At 25.0% G+C, this 20,259-nt stretch carries 17 protein-coding genes; 16 read left to right on the top strand and 1 reads right to left on the bottom strand.

The features are described 5' to 3' along the window. The first annotated feature begins 35 nt into the window (after nt 1-35). The 16 genes from efp to SLITO_RS03865 all read left to right on the top strand — a co-directional run bounded on the left by efp (nt 36) and on the right by SLITO_RS03865 (nt 18,688). Nucleotides 36-593 (top strand): elongation factor P, encoded by a 558-nt coding sequence (gene efp / locus SLITO_RS03940; protein ID WP_075058477.1) that lies wholly within the window; start codon nt 36-38, stop codon nt 591-593. Nucleotides 594-605: 12 nt separating this feature from the next. Next, a complete protein-coding gene (locus SLITO_RS03935) occupies nt 606-893 on the top strand; it encodes an MMB_0454 family protein (protein WP_075058476.1) in 288 nt (95 codons plus the stop codon). A 17-nt stretch (nt 894-910) separates the two neighbouring features. After that, complete coding sequence (locus SLITO_RS03930) at nt 911-1,798, top strand: hypothetical protein (RefSeq protein ID WP_075058475.1); 888 nt, start codon at nt 911-913, stop codon at nt 1,796-1,798. 16 nt (nt 1,799-1,814) lie between these two features. After that, nucleotides 1,815-3,197 carry a M17 family metallopeptidase gene (locus tag SLITO_RS03925; protein WP_075058474.1) on the top strand — a complete coding sequence of 461 codons (1,383 nt, stop codon included), beginning with the start codon at nt 1,815-1,817 and terminating at the stop codon, nt 3,195-3,197. A 94-nt stretch (nt 3,198-3,291) separates the two neighbouring features. Further along, the gene (locus SLITO_RS03920; protein ID WP_075058473.1) at nt 3,292-3,816 is read left to right on the top strand and encodes a GNAT family N-acetyltransferase; all 525 of its coding nucleotides are present in this window, start codon (nt 3,292-3,294) and stop codon (nt 3,814-3,816) included. Nucleotides 3,817-3,900: 84 nt separating this feature from the next. Further along, complete coding sequence (locus tag SLITO_RS03915) at nt 3,901-5,154, top strand: PhnD/SsuA/transferrin family substrate-binding protein (RefSeq protein WP_075058472.1); 1,254 nt, start codon at nt 3,901-3,903, stop codon at nt 5,152-5,154. A gap of 57 nt (nt 5,155-5,211) precedes the next feature. Next, nucleotides 5,212-5,973 carry a phosphonate ABC transporter ATP-binding protein gene (gene phnC / locus SLITO_RS03910; RefSeq protein ID WP_075058471.1) on the top strand — a complete coding sequence of 254 codons (762 nt, stop codon included), beginning with the start codon at nt 5,212-5,214 and terminating at the stop codon, nt 5,971-5,973. 113 nt (nt 5,974-6,086) lie between these two features. Further along, nucleotides 6,087-8,558 carry a PhnE/PtxC family ABC transporter permease gene (locus tag SLITO_RS03905; protein ID WP_235443362.1) on the top strand — a complete coding sequence of 824 codons (2,472 nt, stop codon included), beginning with the start codon at nt 6,087-6,089 and terminating at the stop codon, nt 8,556-8,558. A 147-nt stretch (nt 8,559-8,705) separates the two neighbouring features. Further along, nucleotides 8,706-9,224, top strand: coding sequence for a bifunctional pyr operon transcriptional regulator/uracil phosphoribosyltransferase PyrR (pyrR, locus tag SLITO_RS03900; protein ID WP_075058469.1), 519 nt, complete (start codon nt 8,706-8,708; stop codon nt 9,222-9,224). A gap of 20 nt (nt 9,225-9,244) precedes the next feature. Next, nucleotides 9,245-10,162, top strand: a complete 918-nt coding sequence (locus tag SLITO_RS03895; RefSeq protein ID WP_075058468.1) for an aspartate carbamoyltransferase catalytic subunit — start codon at nt 9,245-9,247, stop codon at nt 10,160-10,162. Continuing rightward, complete coding sequence (locus tag SLITO_RS03890; RefSeq protein ID WP_075058467.1) at nt 10,149-11,417, top strand: dihydroorotase; 1,269 nt, start codon at nt 10,149-10,151, stop codon at nt 11,415-11,417. The genes SLITO_RS03895 and SLITO_RS03890 overlap by 14 nt, the downstream gene beginning before the upstream one ends. Continuing rightward, nucleotides 11,402-12,499 (top strand): carbamoyl phosphate synthase small subunit, encoded by a 1,098-nt coding sequence (locus tag SLITO_RS03885; protein ID WP_075058466.1) that lies wholly within the window; start codon nt 11,402-11,404, stop codon nt 12,497-12,499. Before SLITO_RS03890 ends, SLITO_RS03885 begins: the two co-directional genes overlap by 16 nt. Further along, the gene (gene carB, locus SLITO_RS03880) at nt 12,486-15,668 is read left to right on the top strand and encodes a carbamoyl-phosphate synthase large subunit (RefSeq protein WP_075058465.1); all 3,183 of its coding nucleotides are present in this window, start codon (nt 12,486-12,488) and stop codon (nt 15,666-15,668) included. The genes SLITO_RS03885 and carB overlap by 14 nt, the downstream gene beginning before the upstream one ends. Then, the gene (gene pyrF / locus SLITO_RS03875; RefSeq protein WP_075058464.1) at nt 15,668-16,360 is read left to right on the top strand and encodes an orotidine-5'-phosphate decarboxylase; all 693 of its coding nucleotides are present in this window, start codon (nt 15,668-15,670) and stop codon (nt 16,358-16,360) included. The genes carB and pyrF overlap by 1 nt, the downstream gene beginning before the upstream one ends. Next, nucleotides 16,353-16,973 (top strand): orotate phosphoribosyltransferase, encoded by a 621-nt coding sequence (pyrE, locus tag SLITO_RS03870; RefSeq protein WP_075058463.1) that lies wholly within the window; start codon nt 16,353-16,355, stop codon nt 16,971-16,973. Before pyrF ends, pyrE begins: the two co-directional genes overlap by 8 nt. Before the next feature lie 65 nt (nt 16,974-17,038). Beyond that, nucleotides 17,039-18,688 carry a hypothetical protein gene (locus SLITO_RS03865; RefSeq protein ID WP_075058462.1) on the top strand — a complete coding sequence of 550 codons (1,650 nt, stop codon included), beginning with the start codon at nt 17,039-17,041 and terminating at the stop codon, nt 18,686-18,688. Nucleotides 18,689-18,750: 62 nt separating this feature from the next. Here SLITO_RS03865 and glnA read toward each other — a convergent pair whose 3' ends face one another. Continuing rightward, nucleotides 18,751-20,085 carry a type I glutamate--ammonia ligase gene (gene glnA / locus SLITO_RS03860; protein ID WP_075058461.1) on the bottom strand — a complete coding sequence of 445 codons (1,335 nt, stop codon included), beginning with the start codon at nt 20,083-20,085 and terminating at the stop codon, nt 18,751-18,753. Nucleotides 20,086-20,259 lie beyond the last annotated feature (174 nt).

Genomic DNA, 20,259 nt, shown 5'->3' with positions numbered 1-20,259 from the left:
TAATAATACTTGTTAGCATATTAAGGAGAAATAACATGTTAGTTAATGATTTAAGACCAGGAAATACATTCTTGTATGATGGAAATATTTTTGTAGTTTTAGAAAATTCGTTTTCTAAAACAGGAAGACAACAAGGTAAAGTGTCTTTAAAGGTAAAAAACTTAAGAACAGGAGCAAGAGTTGATTTAACATTTACAGGTGGGGATAAAGTCGATAAAGCTCTTATTGAAAAGAAAGACATGCAATATTTATATAATGATGGAAATATATGTATGTTAATGGATACAGAAACATATGAACAAGTTGAAATTCCATCAACTAAATTAGAATGAGAATTAAAGTTTATAACTGATGGTACATTAGTTAAATTAACAGAATATAATGGAGAGATTTTAGGTATCACTATTCCTGAAAAAATGGAGTTAACAGTAACTGAAGTAGAACCCGCAGTTAAAGGCGATACTACAAGTGGTGCTCAAAAAAAAGCTGTATTAGAGACTGGTATTGAAATTACAGTACCATTATTTATTAAAGAAGGCGAAAAAATTATCGTTAATACAAATGATGGAAAGTATTATGGTAGAGCAAACTAGAAGGAGTATTTTATGTACATCACATTAGAAAAAAATTCATCTGGTGAATTGCAAATAGAAGATCAAATTCTTAAAAAAATTTTAGAAAAAGATATAAAAAGTAACATTGATGCAAATTTGGATTTACGTGTTGATATTTCTTGAGAACAAGAAAATAACTTATTTATAAATATAGAAATCAAATTCGAAGATAGAAGTAAAGCTATTTTTAAGCAAAATGAAATATTGTCTTCATCTGAACAAATGTTATATAAAACATTAGGAGTTAAACCAAAAACAATCACAATTTCGTTTATTTAAAATAGAAAGTTGTTAATATGAAAAGATCAAAATGAAGGGATAAGAACTTTTATTGAGAGCTATTAATGTGTAGCTCGATTTTTGGTATGCTTATTTTTGTTTACGTTGAACATATGGTTAATAGTCACTGGTTGAGAAACGTTGATTATCCTTTCTCACCAGTAATTTTCCAAGGTCAATTTTTAAGTTTTTTTACTTTTCAAAGCAATGGTTTAGTAGCTGCTTATTTTCTTATAAGAGTTATTTTTTATGATAATCAAATAAGATTTTGTAAAAATAAAACGCTATTGTTATATGTTACTTCTTACATTACCGTTACCTTTATAACTTATGTCACAGTCCTGTTTCCAGCAACTTTAGCGAATAAATATGAAACAAGAATAATTGATTGAATTTACTCACTTTTCTTGCATATAATTACACCAATATCAACAATAACATATATGTTTTTAAATATTGATTTCTCACAAATTACTGTCAAAAAATATTTTAAAAATTATTTTTTAGGATATCTAGTTTATCCATGATTTTATACAATATATTTAATTTTCAGAATTTTTATATTTTTATCTGATGATCGTTTTTCTTCAATCCCGTTTGAAATTGTTTATCCTTATGCTCCAGTTTCAAGTAAATCATTTGATTTCGGTAATAGTAGTGCAGAGGATATGATTGGAAATATTTTATATACATTTTTTTCTATATTTTTATTATTTATTGTAGTGCATACATTATTCATTATTGTAAATATTTCTTATCTATTTATTATTAGAAAAATGGAAAGAAATTATGAAAAAAAACATAATTTAAGCAATGTTGAAAACAAAAAAAATAAAAAAACAATTATAATAAAGTTGAAGAATGGTGAAGAAAAAACATTTGATAGTGATAACACTATTGAATAAGAAAGGATAATTTAATATGGTTACATTTAATAAAGAAAAACAAAACATAACATTAAAATTAGTAGAAGAAACAACAAATCCATTTATAATTAAAAACAATGGTCAAGTAACTCTTATATCAGAAGAAAATACTTTGTACATGTATGTGGGTTGTGATAAAAATAATAAGTCAAATGATGCTTGCAATTGTGTTAGAAAATTACAAAGTTATATTTCGAATTTTGTTAATACAAATAAATATAATGTTAACATCGATTTAGACTCATTTTTAGAACTTTATTCAGATAAAGTTGATAGAGCTTCATTAGTAATTTTTGATTCAATTTTATTTAATGATCACAAAAAAATAACAAGAAAAAAATCTAACTCTAAAGATAATGAAGTTCTTTATAATATAATTACTGAAAAACACAAAGATTTAGAAGCGCTTTTCAATGAATCAATTATAAAAATAGAATTTGTGAATTTTGCAAGAGATTTACAAGACTTACCACCAAATGAAGGAACAGCACCAAAAATTGCAGAGTTAATTGAAACAAAATCTAAAGAACTTGATAATGTAAGTTGTAAAGTTTTAGACAAAAAAGATATTGAAAAATTAGGATTAAATTTATTACTCGCAGTTAATGCTGGATCAGATACTGATCCAAGAGTGGTTATTTTAGAATATTGTGGTGATAAAAATAAAGAGAAAATCGGTTTAATCGGTAAAGGAATTACATTTGACTCAGGAGGATATAACTTAAAAAGTTCACAATCAATTTCAGGTATGAAATTTGATATGTCAGGTGCTGCAATTGTTTCTTCAACAGTATTGGCTTTAGCGAAAAGTAAATCAAAAACAAACGTTGTTTCAGTTGCTGTTTTAACTGATAATAGAATTGGTGGACATGCTACATTAACTGAATCTATTGTTAAATCTTATAATGGATTAACAGTTCAAATAGATAATACTGATGCAGAAGGAAGACTAGTATTAGCTGATGGAATTTCTTATGCAGTAAGAGATTTAAAAGTTGATAAAGTATTTGATATTGCTACATTAACAGGGGCAATGAGATTTTCGTTAGGTAAATGACATACTGGAGTATTTACTAAATTTGATAGATTGTGACAATTAATTGATAAAGCTGCTTTCGCTCAATCTGAACTAGTTTGAAGATTGCCAATGATTTGAGAACATCTTGAAATAATGAAAACAACTCCAATTGCTGATTTAACTAACACAGGTCAACCGGGAGCTGGAGCAGGTTCTTCAACCGCAGCTGCATTCTTAGATTTATTTGCAGAAGGTAAACCTTACTTGCATCTTGATATTGCTTGTACTGCAGAAGAAGGTGGAAGAGGTAAAGGTGTAATGCTAAAAACTCTTTTTGAATTATTAAAAAACGATTATTAAAAATATTGCAAATGCAATATTTTTTTATAATTATTTATTTTTTCTTCATTTTATTGATATATTAAAGATATTAAGTGCTTTTTGAGGTTTTTAGATGCTAGATATTGAAAATTATAGTTATATTGATGGACAAAGAATTTATTTAAAAAATGTTAGTGTTGAAAATGCAAATGATATATTTGAATATTGTAGCGATGAGGAAACTGTAAAATTTTTAGACTTCGAAATACACAAAACAATTGAAGACACATTGTTTGCAATTAAAAACTATTTCATTCTTAGTCCATTTGGGAAATATGGAATATTTTTAAAAGAAAATGATAAACTAATTGGAACAATTGATATAAGGTTAAATAATAACAAAAAAAGTAATTTTGGATGAGTTATAAATAAAAAATATCAAAAAAAAGGTTATTGCAGTGAAGCGGTTAATACTTTAATAAGTTTTTATACTAAAAAAATTAGTATTAAAGAACTATATGCAATTCATGAAATAGGCAATGTTGCTTCTGAAAAAGTAATGGATAAATGTGGATTTAAAAAGTTAAATGTTTATAGAACTGAACTAATTAATAATAGAGAAAGAAAAATGTGTATACATAAGATATTAATTTCATAATATAGAATTTTTTGTAAACCTTCTTAACATATAATATTTGTGTGTAATAGTAAAACTATCACACTTTTATGAAAAGGAGATTTTATGAAAAAATTATTACTATTCCTTGGATCATCAACAATGATTTTAGCACCAGTCGCAAACATTGTATCTTGTGGTGATTCAAATAAATTTATTATAAATTTAACACCTGTTAAGGACCCAATTGAAACAGAAAAAGCAATGAAACCATTAGAGGGAAAATTGCAAAGCAAAATGAAGGAAATTGACCCTAACTTTAATAAGAGTGTATCAATAAAAATGACAGAGTCATATGAAAATTCTGCTGAATCTTTAAAATCAGGTACTTCAGATTTAGGTTTTCTTCCAATAAATGCTTATGAAAGTTTCAGAGGTGATTTAGTGGAAAATGGAACACATAAAGATTTAGGAGTATTGAGTTTCGCTACAAAATATGCAAATAAAGGTGAAACTAATTTCGAAGATTTTATTGACATTTCAACTAAAAAATATTCAGATATTGAAGCTGGAAAATATGAATTTGGAAAAGAAGATAAGGCAATTAAATTGGCTAATCACTATAATAAATATGTAAAAGAAAATGTAATTGATAAAAATGTACAAACAAGTGATGATCTTACAACAGCACTAACTGATACTGAAAATTATACAAGTCACTATAGATCTTATGTTTATGCAAATACTAATTTTGTTAAAGAAACTCTTAAAAACAGTGATTTAAATAATTTAACACATGCTTATGTAAAAACACTAATTGACAAAGCGATGGAAATTGGAAAAGACGGTAAAAATGGGATTGCACTAAACAAAAGTGTAACTTCAAGTTCAGGTACATTATATCCACTAAGTTGATTGCAAGAAACATTAGGTTATGATGATCTTGCGATTAAAGAAATATATACTAATAAACAAACTTATGATGGTTCTGGAGGAACAGCTGAAGGAATTACAAGCGGTAAATTTAATATTGCATTTAACTTTGAAGATGTTAGAAGCACTAAGATTGAAGAAGGAAATCATGATGTTTTTGAAAAATCTATGATAATAGGAACAACTTATGCAATACCAAATGACGGACTAATATATTCAAGAAAAAATGTTGATGAAAGCATGGCAAATAATTTAAGAAAAGCATTTTCAGAATTAGTTGCAGATAAAGAAAATGACAATATATTTGGTTTTTATGGAGCTAAATCATATACTCAACCAGAAAAAGACCAATCAACAGCTGATTTTGAAAAACATAATGACTCGGTAGCAGACAATAATTTACTAAAAATAAGCCATATAAAAGAATTACTAAAAGAATTAAATTAATATAAAAAAATATAGGTTAACTATATTTTTTTATATTAATTATTTAAGAAGGTAAAATTGATTACTTTTAAAAAAGTAAATAAAGTCTGACCAAATGGCAAAAGCGCTTTAAAAGATATAAATTTAAAAATTAATGATGGTGAGTTTGTAGCGATTGTAGGATTATCAGGAGCTGGTAAAACAACGCTACTTAAAACTATCAATAAAATGGTTAGTATTTCATCAGGTGAAGTTATTGTTGAATTTGATAATCAAAAATTTGAAATAAACTCTTTAAAAGGTAAAAAACTAAGAAACTATAGAAAATATATAGGTTTAATGTCTCAAGAATACAACAACATTGAATCACAGACCACTATAAAAAATGTTTTAAATGCAAGAGTATCGAAACTAAATTTTTTTAGAACACTTTTTGGAATATTTAGTGATTCAGATAGAATTACTGCTCTAAATAACCTAAATAAAATTAACCTATTAGAAAGTGCTTACACTAGAGTAGAAAATTTGAGTGGTGGACAACAACAAAGGGTTGCACTTGCAAGAACTTTGACTCAAGAACCTAAGTTAATTATTGCTGATGAACCTGTTTCCGCTCTTGATCCAATACTTGCAAATCAAGTTATGCAAGATTTTAAAAAAATTAATAAGGAAGATAAAATAACTATTATTATAAATATACATCATATCGATTTAGCCTTAAAACATGCCGATAGAATAATCGGTTTAAAAGATGGTTTAATAGTATTTGATGGTAGTACAAAAAATATAAAAAATAAAGACCTTAAAATTATTTATGGTAATAGTTATGAGAATCTATAAGTTTGATTAAAAGAAGAATAAATAATATTTTCAATAAAAAGGTCTTTAAAATAAACAACAAATATAGCAAACAACCTAAAAATTTTTTTAATAAAATGATAGTAATATTCACAATGAATGCAGTTATAGTTAGTTTTATTATTGTTGATGGTAACTGAGGTCAACTTTTTAATAACTTTAATAATTTAGTTTTAAGATTAAAACAAATGTTTAAATGAGACTTCAAAAACTTTTTTGAAAAGAATAGGTTTGGAGAGTCGTTTATGAATAGAGCTTTAATGTCTCTTTTAAGCACTTTTTTAATATCAATTTCAGGAACTATAATAGGAACAATTATATCTTTAATAATTGCTATATGTTCTAGTTATAGAGTTGTTAAAAATAAATTTATTAACTCAATTTGTATCTCAATATTGGCAATATTAAGAACAATACCTTCGTTTGTATTTTCTTTAATATTAATTGGATATTTTGGACAATCATCATTAACATTAATGATATCGATATGTTTATTTACAATTTCTATCACAGGTAGATTATATTTAGAAAAAATAGAACATTTAAATTATAAAGTTTATGATTCACTCAGAGCCACTGGTTCAACAAAAACTAATGCATATATTGCGGGGGTGATGCCAGAATTTACATGAAACATCTTTTCAGTTATGTTTTATGCTTTTGAAACCAATATAAGATATATTGCTATAATTGGTGGTATAACAAAAGTTGGTATTGGTGAGCTTATAAACAATAATATCTCATTGCAAAGATGAGATAGGGTTGGATTTTTATTATTCTTATTAGTTTTATTTATTGTAATTTTAGAGTCTTTAATATATTTGGCAAAAAATTATTTACTAATGGATAAAGATTTTATTATTGGAAAAAATAAAGAAAAAAACATTATCAAAAAAATAAATAAAATAAAAAATATGAATAATTTAAAATATTACATAAATATAAAATATAAATTTATTAAGAAAAATAAACAAGAAATAAAAAAATTTAAAAAGACACATAAAAATAATATAAGAGTAAATAAATTATCATTCAATAGTTTTATAAAAAATGAGCCCAATATTAAAAAATGATTTATATACGATCAATATTTTAGTATTTGAGTAAGATTAGATAAAACTTATGTAACTTATTTTAATAAAGAAGTAGAAATTTTAAAAAATATTGAAATTGAATCATTAAAAGAAATGTTGGTAAAACTAAAAGAAAATAATAAAAAATTAATTACACCAAGATATGTTAATAGTAAAAGACCAAAAAATTGAGTTAAAAGATTAATTTTTTTTGGTATTATATTTATTCTATTTATCTATTCACTTACAAATATAAAATTTGTAATAATGGATAAAGAAATTATTAATTCAACAAACCAAAGTATAAAAAGAATATTTAATATTGATTGAAAGTCACTTTTTATGCAAACAAACAAAGTTAGTCATTCAGTAATAAGTTTAATTATTGAAACTCTTGCGACTGCAGTTTTAGGAACATTCATAGGTTCACTTCTAGCGTACTTTTTAGGATTGTTAAGCTCTGATACAATTGTAAATTTTTATGTTGCTAAGATTTTTAAATTTATTACAATAATCATAAGAGCAGTACCAACATATATATACGCAATAATCTTTGTTTCAGTAATTGGTTTAGGGCCTTTTAATGGATCTCTTGCCATTGCAATGGGAACAATGTCTATGCTAACAAAGTACAATAGAGAAGTTTTTGAGAGTATTAACACAAAATTAATTTCTCAATTACAAGCAACTGGTTTTAATTTTTTGCAAAAATTTAAATATGGAGTTATACCTCAAACAAATAGCAATGTAATTGCATATATTATTTACAGGTTTGATATTAATTTTAAAGAGGTTGCTACATTAGGTTTAGTAGGAGCTGGAACATTGGGTTATCTTCTAAATGCTTACTTCTCTTTACGATGATTTGAGCAGTTTGGAGCCTTATCATTTGGAATTATTTTGTTTACCTTCTTAATGGAATGAATTGCAAAAATGATGCGTGAGAAAATAAAATATAATAAGAACCCGAAGTTAATTGATTTTATAATAAATAAAATAAGAAGTCTTAAATATATTAATTATAAGTTTGAAGAATTAATGTTTTTTAAAAAATCAACTTTATTATTTGAAGAATCTAGAGCATTCTATTACTATTCAAATAATGAAATATTTAAAGAGTTTAAAATTAGAAAAAAGATAAATAACAATGTAAAAAATAATGAGTTATTAATTAATTGTATAAATGATTATTATAAAAGTAATTTTAAAAATTATAGTGAGTATAAAATATATAAATTAAGAGTTTTGAAAAATATTAAAAATCATAGGAAGGATTATCTAACCGAAATTAAAACCACCTATAAAAATAAACTAAAAAATAATAAAACTAAATTTAAAATTCAGATAAAAGAGTTAAATAATAAAGAAAAAGTCAATAACTTTACTAATGAATATAAAAAGGAGTTAAAAAATAACAAATATTCATATAAAAATATAAAAAATTTATTAGAATGAGACATTAATAAATATTATATTAATTTTAAAGAACTATAAAAAATGTGTATAATATTTTTGAAAGAATACTTTAATTTTGTCCGGGAGGCAAGAAAGTAATGTCTGTGTTTATTTTTTGACATTATTTAATTGCCTATCTTATGATAGGCTTTTTATTTGGGGTAACTTTCACTTATAGGAGTAAATATGTCATCAAAATTACTAATTGATAATAATGCAATATCAAGATCAATAACAAGAATATGTCACGAAATTTTAGAAAAAAACAAAGGAGTTAAAAACCTTGTTTTAGCTGGAATTAGAACACGTGGTTATTTTTTAGCGTTAAGAATAGCTAAAAAAATTGAAGAAATTGAAGGTATTAAAGTTAATGTAATAGAAATTGATATTACAGATTATAGAGATGATATCAATAAAAACAAAAGTACAAATTTTAAAATAGAATATGATTTAAAAGATAAAAATGTAATTCTAATTGATGATGTAATGTTCACTGGAAGAACAGTTAGAGCTGCAATTGACTGTATTTTAGATTTTTATAGACCATGCAAAATATTACTAGCAGTTCTAATAGACCGTGGTCATAGAGAATTACCAATAAGAGCTGATTTTGTTGGCAAAAATGTACCAACTTCACTAAATGAAAAAATTAAAGTTCATTTAAACGAAGTTGATTCTGAAGATTGCGTTTTAATAACTAATTAAAGTTTTTAAATGGAGGTAAAATGAATACATTTAATGCACTTTTAAAAATTGAACATTTGTCAATTACTGAAATAGAATCATTAATTGAGCAAGCATTAAAATTTAAAAAGAATAAAAACATACCAAAATTAAAAAAAGATATTTTCATTGCAAATTTATTTTTTGAAAATAGTACTAGAACTCATAAAAGTTTTGAAATCGCTCAAAAAAAACTAGGGTTTAACGTAATTAACTTTGAAAGTGAATCTAGTTCTATAAAAAAAGGTGAAACACTTTATGATACAGTTTTAACACTTAATTGCTTAAACGTTGATTGTTTTGTAATAAGACATTCTGATAAGGAATACTATAATGAATTAATTAATTCCAAAAACTTCACATCAAAACTAATTAATGCTGGAGATGGAGTTGGTGAACACCCAACACAATCCTTGCTCGATTTAATGACTATATATGAAAATTTTAAAACGTTTAAAAATTTAAAAATTGCAATATGTGGTGATTTAAAACATTCAAGAGTTGCTCATTCAAATATGAAAATTTTAAATAAACTAGGTGCAAAAATTTATTTTTCAGGCCCAAAAGAGTGGTTTGAAGAAAGTTATCTAGAATATGGTGAATATAAAAATATCGATGATTTAATCCATGAAGTTGATGTGTTAATGTTGTTAAGGGTCCAAAATGAAAGACATATAGATAGATTAAATAATAACATTAACTATTTGTCTGAATACGGATTAAATCGTGATCGATATAATAGCCTTAAAGAAAATGCAATAATATTACATCCATGTCCTGTTAATAGAAATGTTGAAATTGAATCATCATTAGTTGAATCTGAAAAATCAAAAATATTTACACAAATGAATAATGGTTTATATATGAGAATGGCAATACTTTATTATATGTATAAGGATGATTTTAATGATATTAATTAAAAATGCTAAATTTTATTATAATAAAAATTTAGTGAAAAAAGATATTCTCATAGAAAGTAAAATTATTACTAAAATTGAAGATTTAATTGAACCAACTGATAAATATAAAGTTATCGATGTAAAAGAGAATTTTATAACACCAGGATTAATAGATGTGCATGTGCATACAAGAGAACCAGGATTTGAATATAAAGAAGATATAAACTCTATTAATAAGGCTGCATTAAAAGGTGGAATAACTACAATTTGTTCAATGGCAAATTTATCACCAGTGCCAGATAGTGTTGAAAACTATTTGCTAGTAAAAACAATAATCAAGAAAAATGCTGAGATAAATATACATCAAATGTGTTCTGCCACAAAAAATTTAAATTCTGATATTATTACAAACTTTAAAGAACTTAAAAAAGTTGGAGCTAATTATATTTCAAATGACGGTTATGGAATTCAAGATGAATCAGTTATGAAAAAAATACTACAAAAAGTCAAAGAAAATGATATGTTAATTTCAGTACATTTAGAAACTAATGATATTAAAAAGGATGGAATGATCCAAAAGAGTAAGTTTTCTAAAAAGCATAATATAAAATCTTTTAGTTCTAAGTCTGAGTATTTACAGCTAAAACGAGATTTAAAACTATTAGAAGATATTAACTGTAGATACCATGTCGGACATTTAACTACTTTTAAATCTTTAAAACTTATCAAAAAAGCAAAAAAATATTTAAATGTTACATGTGAAGTAACTCCAAATCATCTCCTATTAAATGTAAATGATTTTAAAAGTAACACCGGTCTATATAAAATAAATCCTCCTATAAGATTGAAAAAAGATCAAAAAATGTTAATAAAAGGTTTAAAAAAAGGTGTCATTGATTGTATTGCAACTGACCATGCTCCGCATCATGATGATGAAAAATTTATTGAATTTAATAAATCAAATTATGGAATGATAGGTTTAGAATTTAGTTTTAGTTTATTGTATACGAAATTAGTAAAAACAAAAAAAATATCATTACTATGTCTTTTAGAAAAAATGCATACTAATCCAAATAATATTTTTAAATTAAATGCTAATACTATTGATGTTGGTCAAGAAGCAACGTTAGTGGTTTGAGATTTAAATAAAAAATCTATAATTGATAAAAAAAATATAGTTTCTAAATCTAACAATACACCGTTTTTAGGAACTGAAATATATGGTAAAAATGTTTTAACTTTGTTGAAAGGCGATATTAAATGAAAAGATGATTAATTTTAGAAGATGGAACAATACTTGAAGGAAAGAGTTTGGGTTATGATAAATCAACTATAAATGAGCTAGTTTTTACAACAGCAATGACAGGGTATCAAGAATCAATTACTGATCAAAGTTTTAATGGTCAAATACTTATATTTACTTATCCTTTAATTGGTAATTATGGAACAAATAGTGAAGATAATGAATCTATATTCCCAACTTGTTCAGGTGTTGTTGTAAAAGAAAGTTGTACTGAGGGTTCTAGTTTTAGAAAAGAAAAAAATATCTCAGATTTTTTAGTTGATAATAAGATAACTGGTATTTCTGATTTAGATACAAGATACTTAACCAATAAAATTAGAAATAATGGTGCAATGCTAGCTGCTATAGTTTGTAATGAAGATGAGATAGATGAATATAAGAATAAAATAAAATTATTTAAAATAAAACAAACACACGTTAAAGAGGTTTCGACAAAAAATAAGTATTACATACCTGGAAAAGAATTTAAAGTTGTGTTGATTGACTATGGACTAAAAATTTCAATTACAAAAGAATTACTAAAAAGAAATTGTGGTATATATGTCGTACCTTACGAAACAAGTTTTGAAGAAATCAAGGAATTAAATCCTGATGGAGTTATGTTAAGTAATGGTCCTGGAGATCCTAATGACCTAAAAAGTCAGATTGAAATTATTAAAAAATTACAATCAAATTATCCAATATTTGGTATTTGCTTAGGACATCAACTACTTGCTCTTGCAAATGGAATAAGCACTAAAAAAATGATATTTGGACATAGGGGAGTTAATCACCCTGTAATTGATTTAGAAACTAATAAATGTTACATAACATCTCAAAATCATGGTTATGTTGTTGATGAAAAATCACTAACTAGCAAAAATAAAAAGGTTGTTGTCACTCATAAGAGTTTAAACGACAACTCAATTGAAGGTTTAAAATATTTAGATCAATATGCGTTTTCAGTTCAGTTTCATCCAGATTCATGTCCAGGAACAAGTGATAGTTACTATCTTTTTGATAATTTTATAAATAATATGAAAGAGTTTAGAGGTAAAAAAGATGCCAAAGAATAAAGAAATTAAGAAAGTTGTAATATTAGGTTCTGGACCAATTGTAATTGGACAGGCTGCTGAATTTGATTACGCTGGAACTCAAGCTTGTATGTCTTTGAAAGAAGAAGGATATTATGTTATTCTTATAAACTCAAATCCTGCAACAATAATGACTGAAAAAGGTATAGCAGATAAAATTTACATTGAACCTTTAACAGTTGAATTTGTTGAAAAAATTTTAAGAAAAGAAGAACCTGATGCAATTTTACCAACAATGGGTGGTCAAACTGCTTTAAATCTAATAATTGATTTAGATGAAAAAAACATATTAAATGAATTGAATATAAAATTACTAGGAACAAGTGTTGACGCAATAAAAAATGCTGAAGATAGGGAACTATTTAAAAACTTAATGAATGAATTAAAAGAACCAATACCTGCAAGTGCTATAGTTTATAACATCAATGATGCACTAAACTTTGCTAATGAAGTTGGTTACCCATTAATAGTTAGACCAGCATTTACACTTGGTGGTAGTGGTGGCGGAATTTGTGAAAATGAAACTCAATTAATAAAAATAGTCTCACAAGGTATCAAAGAGTCACATTTAAATAAATGTTTATTAGAACAAAGTATTGCAGGTTATAAAGAAATTGAATATGAGGTTGTAAGAGATTCGAATGATAACACAATTATAGTTTGTAATATGGAAAACTTTGATCCTGTTGGAGTTCATACGGGAGATTCAATTGTTTTTGCACCATGTCAAACATTAACTGATATCGAAAACCAAATGTTAAGAGATTCGTCTTTAAAAATAATTAGAGCACTTAAAATTGAAGGTGGATGTAATATACAATTTGCATTAAACCCTAAATCATTAAATTATTATGTTATTGAAGTTAACCCAAGAGTAAGTAGATCTTCTTCTTTGGCTAGTAAAGCAACAGGATATCCTATTGCAAAAATATCAGCTAAAATTGCGGTTGGATTAACATTGGATGAAATTACAAACCCTGTAACAAAAACCACTAAGGCATTTTTTGAACCAACTTTAGACTATGTTGTTACAAAAATTCCAAGATGACCATTTGATAAGTTTGATAAGGCAGATTTTAACTTAACAACTCAAATGAAATCAACTGGGGAAGTAATGGCAATTGGTAGAAATATAGAAGAATCATTTTTAAAAGCAATTAGATCACTAGAAATTAAAAAATTTCATATTAATTCTGAAGAGTATTCAGAATTAAACGAGAAAGAATTACTACATCAAATATCAAATCCAAATCATAATAGAGTATTTCTTATTGCAGAAGCTATTAGAAAAAAAGTTAGTTTAATAAAAATTCATAATGCCACAAAAATAGATATGCTTTTTTTAAGAAAGTTAGAAAATATAATTAATTTAGAAATTGAACTTAAAGAAAATTTAAATAATATTGAATTATTAAAAAAAGTAAAAAAATTTGGATTCTCAGATAACATAATATCTAAGTTTTGAAATAAAAAAGAAAAAGATATATATGATTTAAGACAAAAAAATAAAATAATACCCGTATTTAAAATGATAGATACGTGTGCTGGTGAGTTTGAATCTAAAACACCATACTTTTATACAACATACGAATATGAGAATGAAAGTATACCTTTTAAAGAAAAATCAGTAATAATATTAGGTTCAGGTCCTATAAGAATTGGTCAAGGCATTGAATTTGATTATGCAACTGTAAAATCAGTTCAAGAAATTAGAAAACTTGGTTATAAAGCAATAGTAATAAACTCAAATCCAGAAACAGTATCTACAGATTTCTCAATTTCAGATAAATTATTTTTTGATCCATTAACAATTGAAGATGTAATGAATATTGTTGATTATGAAAAACCAATTGGAGTAATAGTTCAATTTGGGGGTCAAACAGCCATAAATCTTGCTAATTCTTTATATGAAAGAAATGTAAAGATCTTAGGTACTTCAATTGATAAAATCGATGAAGCAGAAGATAGAGAGAAATTTGAAAAATTACTTACAAAACTAAATATAAAACAACCTTTGGGAAAAACCTCAAAAAATAAAGAAGATTCAATTAAAATTGCAAATGAAATTGGATATCCAGTTTTATTAAGACCCAGTTATGTTTTGGGTGGTAAATCTATGCAAATTGTTAATAGTCAACAAGAGTTAGAAAAATATATTGATAATGCGCTTAAAGATAGTCAAGACAGTACACTTTTAGTTGATAGATATATCTATGGAGATGAATATGAAGTGGATTTGATTTGTGATGAACAAAATGTTTTAATACCAGGAATAATTGAACATATTGAAAAATCAGGAGTTCATTCCGGAGACTCTATGGCAGTATATCCACCTCAGAAACTCTCTGAAAAAATGATTAACAAAATTATCGAAACTTCAAAAAATATTGCATTAAACCTTAAGGTTAGAGGAATAATAAACATTCAATTCATAGTTAAAGGTGATGACCTTTATATAATTGAAGTAAATCCCCGTTCAAGTCGAACAGTTCCATTTTTAAGTAAAATTACAGATGTTGATTTAGTTGGTTTAGCTACAAAAGTGATGTTTGATATACCTTTAAAAGACGTAGAAGGTTATAAAGAATTTATTGAACCTAAAAATAACATCTATGTTAAAGCTCCTGTATTTTCTTTTATTAAACTAAAACAAGTAGATACTGATTTAGGTCCTGAAATGAAATCGACTGGTGAGGCAATGGGTTGAGATAATAATTACTATAAAGCTCTTTACAAAGCATTTATAGCTTCTTATCAAGAAATCCCAAAAAAAGGAAGTATACTTTTCACTATTGGTGAACACAAAGAAGAAGCCCTTGGACTTGCTTATAGATTTAAAGAACTTGGTTTTAAAATTTATGCTACAAAAGGTACAGCAAAAGTATTTAAAGAAAATAATATAAATTGTATAGAAGTATCTAAAATTGAAGAAAAGCAAACCGAGAATAACATAATTGATTTATTAAAAATTAATAAACTTAATATAGTAATAAATACAAAAAGTAAAAAAGTAAAAAAATATAGTCAAGACGATTTAATTATAAGAAGAACAGCAACCGAAGCACAAATTCCACTATTTACTTCCCTAGAAACAGTTAATGCAATATTACAAGTGTTAGAATTTCAAAGTTTTAGAACTTCAGAACTATAATGATTAATAAAATTATTATTGCATTGGACTTTTCAAATTTTTATGAAGTAAAAAAATTCTTAAATAAATTTAAAAAAGAAAAACTTTTTGTTAAGGTTGGTATGGAACTGTTTTATAAATATGGAAATAAAATTATAAGATTTTTAAAGAAAAAAAAATACAATATTTTTATAGATTTAAAAATGCATGATATTCCTAATACAGTTTATAAAGCAGCAAAAAATATTTTATTATATAAACCTGACATAATAACTATTCATGCTTCTGGTGGTTTAGAAATGATAAAATATGCATCAAATGCAAGAAATGAAATATCTCCAAATACTAAAATATTTGCAGTTACTTATTTGACTTCGCTAAATGATGAAATATTAAAAAATGAATTAAAAATAAATAAAAACTTTAATGAAGCAGTTATTGATCTATCTAAAATTACCGAAATGGGTGGTGCAGACGGGGTCGTTTGCTCGGTTTGAGAGTCAAAATTAATAAAAAATACATCAAATAGACTAATTACATTAACACCAGGTATTAGAAGTGAATCATCAACAAATGATCAAAAAAGAGTAGCATCAATTAAAGAAGCAATTGAAAATAAAAGTGACTATATTGTTGTTGGTAGAGAAATAACAACATCAAATGAACCATATGTAAAATATTTACAATTAAAAAAGGAGTGAGAAAATGAATAGTGGAATAGAAGTAGCATCAATTCTTTTAGAAACTAAGGCGATTGATTTAAATTTTGATAAAAAATTTAAATGAGCAAGCGGAATTGAAAGCCCAATTTATTGTGATAATAGAGTTTTGATAAGTTATGTTGAAAATAGAAACAAAATTGTAGATTATTTCATTGAACTAATAAATAATAATTTTGATAAAGTAGATTTAATTGCTGGTGTTGCAACCTCAGGAATTAGTTGAGCCGCTATGATTAGTCAAAAAATGAATCTACCTATGATATATGTAAGACCTGAACCAAAAGATCATGGTAGAAATTCTCAAATTGAAGGAAGATTTTTTGAAAACCAAAATGTAGTTGTTATTGAAGATTTAATTTCAACAGGAGGCAGTGTATTAAAAGTTTGTGATTTATTAGATGATAAAAATTTAAATGTACAAGGAGTATGTTCGATTTTTTCATACAATTTAATTAAAGCTAAAAATAATTTTGAGCAACATAGTAAAAAATTATTAACACTATCAAACAAAGAATATTTAATAAATTTAATTAAAGAGAATGAGTTATACTCAATGAAAGAAATTGATTTATTGAATGATTTTTTTAATAAATTAGATAATTAATAAAGATTTTTATTAACAATAAATTAATTATAGTAAAATATCTTTATTAGAAAAGAGTGCATTTTATGAAAAAACTATTAAGCGTATTCACAATTTTAATATTATTTTTATCTAACATTTTCTTATTTGCATCAAATAGAAATGAATATTCAAATAAAACCAATTTATTTTCAAATTTTGAATCAACTAATAATTCAAAAACAAAAGCAGGAATAAATGCTGATGACTATTTATGAGCAGGTGTTTCTCTTCAATATTTTATATATAAGCACACAAATATAAAAGAAAATGAGTATGTTAAAAAATTATTCAATAAGGTTAATAAAAATAGCAATTCTCAATATAATGAAGATTTTTATTATATGGGTTTAACTGCACCAATATTGAATATTTCATTGTATGGTATGTATACTTATCAAGAATTTTTTGCTGAAGCATACACTAAATGAACATCAACAAGTGATAATTCAAAAAATAAATCATGAGAAATAATTAATTATTATTTTTTAAATGTTTATAATACTTTAAAAAATAGTATTAATGATAATTTAAATTTTAGTAGAGTAAAAAATTTGATTGATGATGAATATAACTCAAATCAATCTAGTAAAAATCTATATTATGATGTAAATTTAGCAAAACAAGGATCACTTACTTATAGTGATTTAGGATATTCTAGTTTAGATAATCTAGGGTTACTAAATACAAGTAATAAATATGGAGAAAATTCATTTCTTCATGCTTATTATTCATATTTGGCACAGGATAATGCCTCATTTTCATTTGCTAATAATATGATTAAAGGATTTGTTAACCAATTTAAATTTTATGAAATTTACAATGAAAATATAGATTTAAGTCAATTAAAAATTTTAATGAATGATACTTTAACAAAAGCGTCAGAGTCTTCAATAAAAAGTTATGATGAAGTTGTTAATTCTGAATCAAGAGCATTTAAAGATTTTGATGAATTGGATAAAACTTTATTAAATTTAACAAAAAATAGTTCTAATGTTACAGGTTCAAATATCTTTTTTAACTCATCAATTGATGAAATGGCAAATTATTATAGTTGAACCGAAGAAAAAAAAGAGTTATTTAAAAAACAACTTCTTGACTTAATAAATGTAACTTATTTCATTACAAAATGAAAAAATGTTGGTGATGATGATGCTTTTAAATACCACTTATTGTCATTTATAATATCTCCAGATGAAGATATAACTAATGAAGGTAATACTAGTGGTGGTATTGTTATGGGGTTTACCCAAATGTTAGGTAATGATTATGGTTTAGCTATGTCATATATTGTTTATAATGCCAAAGCATTTAATCTTAGTGATAAAGAATCACTTGCTCAATATGATATGAACTGATGATCTTCAAAAAATCAATTTACAACATTAAATCATGAAATGGGTCATAGTGTTGATACTTTTTTAGGGGTTAATCAAGGTACTTATAAAAATGTTAAGTCATTATTTTCATCTTATTTAAAACAATTTCCGGCTGAAGAATTATATAAAGGGAAAATATTTGGTACAGGATTAGTAAATGAAGGAAATCAAAAAAATTTACTTTATATTATATTAGGTCTAGTTTTAGGATCTGTTATTACTGGATTATTAGTATTTTTTATAATTAAATCAAGTTCAAATAGAAGGGGTCCTAAAAATCCAAAGGGATTTAAACCAACTGATAACACAGCGAAATAATTTAATGTGTATTTAACTTTAAAAAAACCCAAACAAATTAATTTAATTGTTTGGGTTTTTTATTAGTAAAAGTTTAAGTATTTTTTTATTTCTCATGAAGTTACTTCTGTTTTATAGTCATCTCATTCTTTTTGTTTTAATTCTATAAACTTGTTGAATAGGTCTTCTCCTAAAAAACTTTTAATATATGAAGATTTTTTGAAATATTCAATTGCTTCTTTTAAATCAACTGGTAAATTATCAATTTTTAGATCATTTTTTTCTTTCTCTGTTAGTTTAAATAAATTCTTTTTAATAGGTGCAAAATTTGATATTTTGTTTTCAATCCCATCAATACCAGCCATTAAAATAGCGCTTAGAGCTAAATATGGATTACAACTTGAATCAACTGATCTAACTTCTGCTCTTTTCGCATTTTTGTTAGCTGCTGGAATTCTAATCATTGTTGATCTATTAGAATCACTTCAAGCAATATAACAAGGTGCCTCAAAACCAGGGACCAATCTTTTAAATGAATTAATTGTTGAATTAGTTAATAATGAAATTTCCTTTGCGTTTTTTAATACACCATTTATAAAGTAAATAGCTAATTCGCTAAGTCCATTTTGACTTTTTTCATCATAGAATAAGTTATTATTATTTTTATCTGCAATAGAGCAGTTAACATGCATCCCGTTTCCATTCATACCTTTTATTGGTTTCGGCATAAATGTAGCGTGCATATTGTGTTTTTTTGCTATTGATTTAACTAAAACTTTAAATGTTTGTAACTTATCACAAGTTTCAACTGCATTTGAATATTCAAAGTTTACTTCGTGTTGTGAATTAGATACTTCATGATGTGATACTTCCATTTTAAAATTTAGTTTTTCTAATTCAAACATAATTTCTCTTCTAACTTTATAGTTATAATCCAAGGCCGGTGTATCAAAATATCCACTATTATCAGTATGTTTTAATATTGGATTACCATTTTCATCAAGCTTAAATAAAAAGAATTCAGGTTCTAAACCCACATTAAAGTAGTGACCAATTTTAAGTTCTCTCATTTTATTAATGCAATTTTTTAATATACTTCTTGGATCACCTTCAAAGTGTTTTTTTGTTGAAGTATAAACATCACATAAAAATCTTCCGACTTTATATTCACTAGTTGTTTCAGCTTCTAAAACTAGTCATGTATCAAGATCTGGGTATAGATACATATCAGCATCATCAATTTTGGCAAAACCAATTACAGATGATCCATCAAAAATGACTTCATTATTTAGTGCTTTTTTAATGTTTGAAACCGGTATTTCAATACTTTTTAAAATTCCCAACATGTCTGTAAATTGTAATTTAATAAATCTAATATTTTCTTTTTTTATAATCTCAAAAATTTCTTCTTGTTTCATTTATATTTTCTCCATTTATATTTAATTATATTTAAAAATCATGGTTTTATTACAACAAAATAAATATATTAAACATTTTATCTTTTAGAATTAATTTCATTGCATAAAATATTATTTATTATATAATTTTATTGCATTAGCATATGCTAGTTGCAAGGAAATTTTGAAAGAAAT

It is taken from the genome of Spiroplasma litorale, from assembly GCF_001267155.1.
Taxonomy (GTDB): domain Bacteria; phylum Bacillota_I; class Bacilli_A; order Mycoplasmatales; family Mycoplasmataceae; genus Spiroplasma_A; species Spiroplasma_A litorale.
Note: the sequence above shows the minus strand (reverse complement) of the source record. Positions and strands in the feature narration are given on the sequence as shown.